Annotated in this window: 7 protein-coding genes and 2 pseudogenes; 5 read left to right on the plus strand and 4 right to left on the minus strand. The window is 64.8% G+C overall.

Features of this window, described 5'->3' with window-relative positions:
* A pseudogene (locus FFS27_RS22715) lies at positions 1–243 on the minus strand (phosphatase PAP2 family protein); the annotation flags it as partial.
* Between the two features lie 216 nt (positions 244–459).
* Here FFS27_RS22715 and FFS27_RS22720 point away from each other — a divergent pair.
* From FFS27_RS22720 to FFS27_RS22740, 5 genes are all read left to right on the plus strand, one after another.
* Entirely contained in the window at positions 460–1,143 is a 684-nt protein-coding gene (locus FFS27_RS22720; protein WP_003094039.1) for a response regulator transcription factor, read from the plus strand.
* Complete coding sequence (locus FFS27_RS22725) at positions 1,133–2,413, plus strand: sensor histidine kinase (RefSeq protein ID WP_003094037.1); 1,281 nt, start codon at positions 1,133–1,135, stop codon at positions 2,411–2,413. Before FFS27_RS22720 ends, FFS27_RS22725 begins: the two co-directional genes overlap by 11 nt.
* 79 nt (positions 2,414–2,492) lie before the next feature.
* Complete coding sequence (locus tag FFS27_RS22730) at positions 2,493–3,176, plus strand: class I SAM-dependent methyltransferase (protein ID WP_003094031.1); 684 nt, start codon at positions 2,493–2,495, stop codon at positions 3,174–3,176.
* Between the two features lie 2 nt (positions 3,177–3,178).
* Complete coding sequence (locus FFS27_RS22735) at positions 3,179–3,883, plus strand: lipopolysaccharide kinase InaA family protein (protein WP_021264169.1); 705 nt, start codon at positions 3,179–3,181, stop codon at positions 3,881–3,883.
* The gene (locus tag FFS27_RS22740) at positions 3,880–4,122 is read left to right on the plus strand and encodes a hypothetical protein (protein ID WP_003134699.1); all 243 of its coding nucleotides are present in this window, start codon (positions 3,880–3,882) and stop codon (positions 4,120–4,122) included. The genes FFS27_RS22735 and FFS27_RS22740 overlap by 4 nt, the downstream gene beginning before the upstream one ends.
* A 124-nt stretch (positions 4,123–4,246) precedes the next feature.
* On the opposite strand, the gene pncB is transcribed toward FFS27_RS22740, so the two are convergent.
* The 3 genes and pseudogenes from pncB to mexV form a co-directional block, all read right to left on the minus strand.
* Positions 4,247–5,443, minus strand: a complete 1,197-nt coding sequence (pncB, locus tag FFS27_RS22745; protein ID WP_003102657.1) for a nicotinate phosphoribosyltransferase — start codon at positions 5,441–5,443, stop codon at positions 4,247–4,249.
* A 137-nt stretch (positions 5,444–5,580) separates the two neighbouring features.
* Complete coding sequence (gene mexW, locus FFS27_RS22750) at positions 5,581–8,637, minus strand: multidrug efflux RND transporter permease subunit MexW (RefSeq protein WP_003110732.1); 3,057 nt, start codon at positions 8,635–8,637, stop codon at positions 5,581–5,583.
* 50 nt (positions 8,638–8,687) lie between these two features.
* Positions 8,688–9,166, minus strand: a pseudogene (gene mexV / locus FFS27_RS22755) (multidrug efflux RND transporter periplasmic adaptor subunit MexV); the annotation flags it as partial.

Here is a 9,166-nt window from a genome sequence, read left to right on the forward strand (position 1 = left end):
CAGCAGGCCGAGGACGCTGATGGCGATCACCAGTTGCTTGACCCGGTCGTGCAGGATGTTCTCCAGGAACCAGCTGTGCCGGCCGATGAAGCCGGCGCCCGGGTCGTACATCAGGTTGGCCAGGGCGAGGTCGAGGGTCACCGGCTCGAAGGCCAGCAGCAGTGCCGCCAGGCCCAGCGGCAGGGCGAGGAACAGCCAGGGGTTGAATGGACGGGAAGGGGAATGGACGGCGGCCTGGGTCATGCGATCTCCAACGCTGGCGTTGACGTTCTCTTGACTTCGACGCTGGTTAAATCCACCGCCGGGGTTCGTGCGCATCCGCAAAGCCGCTATGATCGGCGGCCGTGGAAGACGCCATGCAGTCTCTGGTGGCGAGCGTAGAGCCGGTGTGAATCGCCGGTGAAGAATCCGTAAATGCGCGAGAGGCGCTCGATCGGTCTTCCTGCGAAGGAGTGGGACATGCGAATACTGGTGGTCGAAGACAACCGCGACATCCTGGCCAACCTGGCCGATTACCTGTCGCTCAAGGGCTATACCGTGGATTGCGCGCAGGACGGGCTGTCCGGCCTGCACCTGGCGGCCACCGAGCACTACGACCTGATCGTGCTCGACGTGATGCTGCCGGGAATCGACGGCTATGCCCTGTGCCGGCGCCTGCGCGAAGACGCACGGCGCGATACGCCGGTGATCATGCTCACCGCCCGCGACCAGTTGGACGACCGCCTGCAGGGGTTTCGTTCCGGCGCCGACGATTACCTGGTCAAGCCCTTCGCCCTTTCCGAACTTTCCGCACGCATCGAGGCGGTGCTGCGTCGCGCCCAGGGTGGCGGCCGCCGCGAGCTGAGCGTGGCCGATCTGAGCTATGACCTGGACACCCTGGAGGTCAAGCGCGCGGGCAAGTCGCTCAAGCTCAACCCGATCGGCCTCAAGCTGCTCGCCGTGCTGATGCAGAAGAGCCCCCATGTGGTGCGCCGGGATGCCCTGGAAGAAGCGGTCTGGGGCGACGACTGCCCGGACAGCGACAGCCTGCGCAGCCACGTCCATCAACTCCGTCAGGTGATCGACAAGCCATTCTCCGTGGCCTTGCTGCATACGGTGCATGGCGTTGGCTACCGCCTGGCGGAGGAGCCGAATGGAGTATAAGCAGAGCCTCGCCCGCCGGATCGTCATCGCCTTCATGTTGATGACGGTCGCCGTGGGGGGACTGTTCTCCGCCGGCATCGTCGGCGTGGTCCACATCATCGAGGAGCGCCTGATTTCCCGCGACCTGGGCGGCGAACTGGAGCGCATCCTGCGCGACGACCTGGCCCAGGGACGCAACCCGGTGCTCGATCCCGGCATGCGCTTCTTCATCAGCGACGGCCAGGGCTCCTACGCCATGCCGCCGGCGCTGGACCAACTGGATGTCGGTTTCCACGAAGTGTTCGAGGGCGACTTGTCGTTCCATGCGCTGGTGCGCGATATCGATGGTCGCCGTTTCGTCCTGCTGCAGGACCAGAGCGATTTCGAAGCGCGCGAGCAGGTGCTCTACGCCTCGGTGCTGACCGGCTACGTGCTGAGCATCGCCCTGGCCGGCCTGCTTGGCTGGATGCTCGCGCGCAAGGTGATGGAGCCGGTGGTGCGCCTGGCGCGCCAGGTGCGGCATCGCGAACAGTTGCTCGGTCTGGCGCCGCCGTTGGCGCCGGACTACGCCAACGACGAGGTCGGCGAGCTGGCCGCTTCCTTCGACGAGACCCTTGGCCGCCTGCGCGACGCGCTCAAGCGCGAGCAATTGTTCACCAGCGACGTCAGTCATGAGTTGCGTACGCCGTTGATGGTCATCGCCACCTCATGCGAACTGCTGGCCGAAGAACCCAGCCTCGGCCCGCGCGCCCGTGGCCAACTGGAGCGGATGACCAAGGCCACCGAGGAGATGCGCGACCTGGTGCAAACCTTCCTGTTGCTGGCGCGTGCGCAGAAGGGCGAGGAAAGCCTGGCGCCCCACGGTAGCCTGGAGAGCATCGCCGACGACCTGGTCCAGGTCTGGCGCGAACAGGTCGAGGCGCGAGGACTGACCCTGCACTACCGCAACGAAGGTGCCTGCGCCGGCCAGTTCAACGCGCCACTGCTGCGCGCGGTGATGGGCAACCTGTTGCGCAACGCGACCCACTACACCGATGCCGGGAGCATCACGCTGACCCTCGACGAGCATGGTTTCAGCGTCGAGGACACCGGGGCGGGCGTCCCGGAAGAACAACGCGAACGCATCTTCATGCCCTTCGTTCGCGGCAGTTCCAGCTCCGGGCGCGGCGAAGGCCTTGGCCTCGGGCTCTCGCTGGTGAAGCGGATCTGCGCGGCCGAGGGCTGGAGCGTAACCCTCAGCGCGGTGGAGCCGCACGGCTGCCGGTTCGAAGTTTTACTCGATGTTGCTTGACGAAAAATTCACCACCCCTTGACCCGAGCTTGACGGCTGGATTCATACCGTTCGTCTCATGAATCCTGGAGTTCCCGTCATGAACAATCCGCCTGTCGACCTCGACTTTTCTCACAAGTATGATCGCGAGCATGCTGAGGCCTACCTGAAGAAGCATCAGGACGGCCTCGCCCGGAAACTTTCCCACCGGCGCGACGTCCAACTCGCCCGGCACGCGCTGAAGCTCGCAGGGCAGCCCAACCTGGTGCTCGACCTGCCCTGTGGCGCCGGACGCTTCTGGCCGCTGCTGGCGGAAAAGGACAACCGGGTGATCATCGGCGCCGACAATTCCGCGGACATGCTGGCGGTCGCCTGCGCCGGCCAGCCGGACGGTGTGGTGAAACGGGTACGGCCCTTGCAGACTTCCGCTTTCGCCATCGACCTGCCGGACAGCTCGGTGGACAATATCTTCTGCATGCGGCTGCTCCACCACATCGGCGAGGCGGATGATCGACGCGTCCTGCTCCGCGAGTTTCACCGGGTCACGCGGGACAGCGTGATTCTTTCCCTCTGGGTCGATGGCAATTTCAAGGCCTGGAAGCGTAGGCGCATGGAGGCACGGCGGGTAGCGAACGGGGAACAGACCGGCTACCAGAACCGCTTCGTGTTACCAGCCGAAACGGTCGAGCGCGAGTTCCGCGACGCCGGCTTCGTCGTCCAGAAGCATCTCGATTTCATCCCGCTGTATCACATGTGGCGGGTCTATATCTTGCGAAAGGAATAACGATGGCTCCCGATCTGGCATCCCTGCAACGTATCTCCGGCGACTCCGCCATCGACCAGTGGTTGCAGGTACCCGGCAGCTGGGTCGAGGAGCCCAACGAGCGCCGCGGCGGGGCCAGCGGCGTGCAGCGGGTGTACACCGGCGATGGACGGCTGCTCTATCGCAAGCAGCAGACCGGCCACGTCTACCGCGACTGGCAGCGCCCTTTCGGCTATCCCACCGCCATGCGCGAGCGCGATGCGCTACGGGCCTTCGAGTCGCTTGGTATTCGCGTGCCGCGCCTGGTCTATTCCGGCTGCCGCAAAGTCGACGGACAGTGGCAGGCGCTACTGGTGACCGAAGCCCTGGAGGGTTTCTCCAGCCTCGACGAGTGCTATGCGCGCGGTGACCAGGACCGCTGGGGCGAAGCGAAGCACCAAAGAATTCTGCAACAAATCGGCGCTACCATTGCCCGGATGAATCTCGCCCACTGGCAGCACGGTTGTCTCTATCCGAAGCACATCTTCGTCCGCGTCGAGGGCGAGGCCATCGAAGTAGCGCTGATCGACCTGGAGAAGAGCCGCCGCCGCCTTACGGTGAACAAGGCGTCCCAGCACGACCTGAAGCAGTTGAAGCGCCGTTCGTCGTGGACTGGCGCGCAGTGGCAAGCCTTCATCTATGGTTACCAGACGGCGTTTGGCAGCGCCATCAAAGGGTTGCAGATATGAAATTAGAAATCACTCGAGGTTTGTTGCTGGTCGGCGCTCTCGCCGTGGCTACAGCCGCGGCTGCCGCCTGGCACGAACCCGCGCCGAACGTGGTGCAGATGAACGGCGGTCATGAGTACTGCCCGACGCCTTCGGTGCTCAAGGCCGAGCGGCCGACGCGCCAGGAGGTCCAGCCGAACAAGGACATCCTGCTGCTGATGTTCGGTCTTTCCCAGGGGGGAGCCAGCCTGTCGCGCTGAGTCTCCTTGTCGAAAAAGCCCCGCCTTGGCGGGGCTTTTTCATGGGCGATGAGATCGTCGGAGGCATGGGCCGAATAAGGACCAGGCCTCATGCGCCACCTTGCCGCGGCGCGCCAGGCTTGCCCTAGGCGACCTGGAACACGTGCTTGAGGTAGTGGATGAAGTCAGGGTCCCGGCATTGCGCCTTGCCGGGCGTATCGGAGATCTTCGCCACCGGATGGCCGTTGCAGGCGCTCATCTTCACCACGATGTTCATCGGCTCGACGCCCGGCAGGTCGCAGGTGAAATGCGTGCCTATGCCGAAGCTGACGTTGATCCGGCCCTGTAGCGCGCGATAGATCTTCAGGGCCCGCGGCAGGTCGAGGCCGTCGGAGAACACCAGGGTCTTGGTCAGCGGGTCGATGCCCAGCTTGAGGTAGTGGGCGATGGTCTTTTCCGCCCACAGCAATGGGTCGCCTGAGTCGTGGCGGAGGCCGTCGAAGAGCTTGGCGAAATAGAGGTCGAAGTCGCGCAGGAAGGCATCGGTGGTGATGCAGTCGGTCAGCGCGATGCCGAGCAGCCCACGGTATTCGCGGACCCAGCAGTCCAACGCGGCACTCTGGCTGTCGATCAGGCGCGGACCGAGCTGCTGGTGGGCCATCAGCCATTCGTGGGCCATGGTGCCGAGGGGCTTGAGGTCGAGCTTGCGTGCCAGGTGGACGTTGCTGGTGCCGACGAAGCAGCCCGGAAAGTCCTCCTTCAGACCGCTCACCACCGCCTCGTGGACCCGATAGGAGAAGCGGCGGCGGGTACCGAAGTCGGCCATCTTGAAGCCGGCCAGTTCCTCGGCGCTGGCCTCCCGGCGCAGCCAATCGAACTTTTCCTGCAGGCGTTCGCGCGCCTGCTCGACGGTGGCGGCCGGGTAGCGGGCGCGGTTGCGCACCTCGCTGATCATCGCCAGCAGCGGCACTTCGAAGAGGATCACGTGCAGCCAGGGGCCTTTCAGGCGCAGGAAGAATTCGTCGTTCTCGATGCCGGTCTGCACGTAGCGCGGGTTGAAGCGGAATAACCCGAGGAAGCGGATGAAGTCCGGCGCGAGGAAGGGAATCCGTTCGAGGAAGGCCAGTTGCTCGTCGCTGATCGCCAGGCCCGCCAGGTATTCCAGTTGTTCGCGGATGGCCGGCAGGTACAGGCGTAGGTCTTCCTGGTTGCGGCAGCGGAACTCCCACTCCACCTCGGCGTTGGGATAGTTGTGCAGCACCGCCTGCATCATGGTCAGCTTGTAGAAGTCGGTATCCAGCAGGTTCTGCACGATACGTTCGGAAAAAGCGCTCTCGGCCATGCTCGTCTCACCACTGCGTTTCAGCGGGCAGTCTACTGGAGGCGGCTGCCGGCGGACATAGGATCGCGCCCGGAGGGCTGTGGGATGGAGCGACAGCGCCGGCGGACAGCGCTGTTGTCGCTGTCCGCCGTTTCCGATCAGTGTGCGTTTGCCGCTTGCGTCACGCCTGGCGGGGCATCCGGCCTGGCCACCAGGGTGTAGATGCACGGCAGGACGAACAGGGTGAAGAGGGTGCCCACCGACATGCCGGTCGCGATCACGATGCCGATGTCGAAGCGACTGACCGCCCCGGCGCCGGTGGCGAGGATCAGCGGGATCACCCCGAGCACCATCGCCGCGGTGGTCATCAGTACTGGCCGCAGGCGGATCGCGGCGGCCTGCTCGATGGCCTCGCGACGCTCCAGCCCCTGTTCGTGGCGCAACTGGTTGGCGAACTCGACGATCAGGATGCCGTGTTTGCTGATCAGGCCGATCAGTGTCACCAGGCCGACCTGGGTATAGATGTTCAGGCTCGACACGCCGAGGAACAGCGGTATCAGCGCACCGCAGATCGACAGCGGCACGGTGACCATGATCACCAGCGGATCGCGGAAGCTTTCGAACTGTGCGGCGAGGACCAGGAAGATGATCGCCAGGGCCAGTCCGAAGGTGACCAGCAATGCGCTGCCTTCCTGCACGTATTGCCGGGAAGCGCCGGCGTAGTCGACGGCGAAGCCGCGCGGGGCCTCCTCGCGGGCGATCTGCTGAACCGTCTCGATGGCCTCGCCCATGCTGACGATGGGGAAGCCGGAGATGATCGCCGAGTTGAGCTGCTGGAACTGGTTCAGTTGCCGCGGCCGTGCCCGTTCGTGGGTCTCGATCAGGGTCGAGAGGGCGACCAGTTGGCCGTTGCGGCTCTTCACGTAGTAGCTGCCGAGCCAGCCGGGATTGTCGCGATAGGGGCGTTCGACCTGGGCGATGACCTTGTAGCTGCGCCCGTCGATGGTGAAGCGGTTGATCTCGCCCTCGCCGAGCAGGCTGGCCAGCGCCACCCCCAGGTCCTGCATGGAGACGCCCATCTGCGCGGCCTTCTCGCGGTCGATGTCGACCACCAGCTCGGGTTTGTCGAACGCCAGGTCGAGATCGAGGAAGGCGAACTTGCCGGACTCGCTGGCGCGCTGCTTCACCCGTTGCGCCACTTGCAGCAGCGACTCGTAGTCGTTGGCGGTGTTGAGCACGAACTGGAATGGCAGGCCCTCGCCGGTGCCCGGTAGCGACGGCAGGTTGAAGGCGAAGATCTGCACGCCGGGAATCTCGTTGAGCTTCGCCTGCACCGCATGGAGCAATTCCATCTGGCTCTTTTCGCGTTCGTCCCAGGGCTTGAGCAGCATGCCGCCGATGCCGGCCTGGACGCCGTTGTAGCCGTTGATCTGGAACGCCGAGTAATACTCCGGGAAGCTGCGGAAGATGCCTTCGAACTCGGCGGTGTAGCGATTCAGGTAGTCGAGGTTGGCGGTCTGCGGCGAGTTGGTCATGAGGAACACGATGCCCTGGTCCTCTTCCGGCGCCAGCTCCTTCTTGGTGAACATCAGCAGTACCGGGATCAGCGCCAGTACCAGCACGGCGAACACCAGGACCACCGGACGGGTGTCCAGGGTGCCGTGGAGGGCGCGCTGGTAGCGTCGCTTCAGGCCCTCGAAGATCAGGTCGAGGCGATGCGCCAGGCCCGAGGGATTCTCCTCGTGGCGCAACAGGCGCGAGCACATCATCGGCGACAGGGTCAGGGCGACGATCCCGGAAATGATCACCGCGCCGGCCAGGGTGAAGGCGAATTCCTTGAACAGGGCGCCGGTGAGGCCGGTGAGAAAGCCGATCGGCGCGTAGACCGCGGCGAGGGTGATGGTCATGCTGACCACCGGCACGGCGATCTCCCGCGCGCCCTCCAGGGCGGCCTCGAAGGGCGGCTTGCCCTCCTCGATGTGGCGGTGGATGTTTTCCACCACCACGATCGCGTCGTCCACCACCAGGCCGATGGCCAGGACCATCGCCAGCAGGGTCAGCAGGTTGATCGAGTAGCCCATGGCCTGCATGAAGAACAACACGCCGATCATCGACAGCGGAATGGTCACCACCGGGATCAGTACCGAACGGAACGCGCCGAGGAACAGGAACACCACCACGATGACGATCAGCACCGCCTCGCCGAGGGTCTTCACCACTTCGTCGATGGAGGCCTGGATGAAGCGCGTGGCGTCGTAGGCGATGGACACCTTGAGGTTGGGCGGCAATTGCTCTTCCAGTTCGGGCATCTTCGCCCGCACTTCCTTGATCACGTCCAGCGGGTTGGCGCTGGGCGTGCCCTTGATGCCGATGTAGACCGAGGGAATCCCATTGAACGAACTGATCGCGTCGTAGCTGGCGGCGCCCAGTTCGACCCGTGCGACATCGCCCATCAGCACCCGGCGGTCGCCGTCGGTCTTCACCGGGATGGCGGCGAAGGCCTGGGGCGACTTGAGGTCGGTGGAAGCATTGACGCTGGTGACCACCAACTGGCCCTTCACCTCGCCGGCGGCGGCGAGGAAGTTGTACTGCTGCACCGCCTGGTTGATCTCGCCGGCGGTGACGCCGAACGCGGCCATCTTCACCGGGTCCAGCCACAGGCGCATGGCGAACACCTGGTTGCCGAGGATCTCCGCCTCGGCGATACCGGGCAGGGTCGCCAGCTTGGGCTGGATCACCCGCGACAGGTAGTCGGTGATCTGCGGGTTGTTCATCTGCTCGCTGTAGAAGCTGATGTACATCAGCGCCGAGGCATCCGCGGCCTCCTTCTGCAGCACCGGGTCCTCGGCGTCCGGCGGCAGTTGGCTCTTCACTTCGTTGGACTTGGCCAGCAGCTCGGTGACCAGGCGATCGGTATTGGCGCCGATCCGCGCGTAGATGGAGATGGTCGAATAGTTCTGCCGGCTCACCGAGGTCATGTAGTCGATGCCTTCGGCGCTGGCCAGGCTCTGCTGCAGCGGCTGGGTGATGTAGCCCTGGATGGTCTCCGCGTTGGCTCCGGCGTAGAGCGTGGTCACCGTGATCAGCGCGTTCTCCATTTGCGGATACTCGCGGATCACCAGCTTGCTGAAGGCCTGCATGCCGAGCAGGACGATCAGCAGGCTGACCACGCTCGCCAGGACCGGACGACGGATGAACGGATCGGTAAAAGCCATGTTTCAGTCCCTTGGCAAGCCTTCCGCCTTGGAGCGGGAAGGCGCGCGACTCAGTGCTCTTGCTGGAGGTCCCGCTCGGCGACGATGGCCACCGCGGCGCCGTTGTCGAGCTTCAGTTGCCCGGAAGTCACTACCTGCTCGCCGCCCTCCAGGCCTTCGAGCACCACCGCCAGGCCTTCGCGGCGTTCGCCGATCCTGACGAAGCGGCGCTCGACGACCCGTTGCGGCTGGCCCTTGTCATCCTTCGACACCTGGCCCTGCTCGTCCTTCTTCTGCCCGACGACGTAGATCGAGTCGCCGTAGAGGGTGAAGGTGATCGCCGTCTCCGGCACCACGACGCGTTGTTCCTCGCCAGGCAACATCACCTCGAGGTTGGCGAACATGCCCGGCAGCAGCTTGCCGTCCGGGTTCTCCAGGGCGGCGCGGACCTGCAGGTTGCGGGTCTCGTTGTCGACCTTGGGGTTGATGGCGGCGATCTCGGCGTCGAACACCTGGCCGGGGTAGGCGGCGACCCGGACCTTCACCAACT

The organism is Pseudomonas sp. 2VD (genome assembly GCF_005503585.1).
Lineage (GTDB): Bacteria > Pseudomonadota > Gammaproteobacteria > Pseudomonadales > Pseudomonadaceae > Pseudomonas > Pseudomonas aeruginosa.

What these genes read in the sequence shown, in the direction of transcription:
- FFS27_RS22740 (WP_003134699.1), top strand. Translation starts at nt 3,880, where the DNA reads ATGAAATTAGAAATCACTCGAGGTTTGTTGCTGGTCGGCGCTCTCGCC.
- FFS27_RS22725 (WP_003094037.1), top strand. Translation starts at nt 1,133, where the DNA reads ATGGAGTATAAGCAGAGCCTCGCCCGCCGGATCGTCATCGCCTTCATG.
- FFS27_RS22730 (WP_003094031.1), top strand. Translation starts at nt 2,493, where the DNA reads ATGAACAATCCGCCTGTCGACCTCGACTTTTCTCACAAGTATGATCGC.
- mexW (WP_003110732.1), bottom strand. Translation starts at nt 8,637, where the DNA reads ATGGCTTTTACCGATCCGTTCATCCGTCGTCCGGTCCTGGCGAGCGTG.
- pncB (WP_003102657.1), bottom strand. Translation starts at nt 5,443, where the DNA reads ATGGCCGAGAGCGCTTTTTCCGAACGTATCGTGCAGAACCTGCTGGAT.
- FFS27_RS22720 (WP_003094039.1), top strand. Translation starts at nt 460, where the DNA reads ATGCGAATACTGGTGGTCGAAGACAACCGCGACATCCTGGCCAACCTG.
- FFS27_RS22735 (WP_021264169.1), top strand. Translation starts at nt 3,179, where the DNA reads ATGGCTCCCGATCTGGCATCCCTGCAACGTATCTCCGGCGACTCCGCC.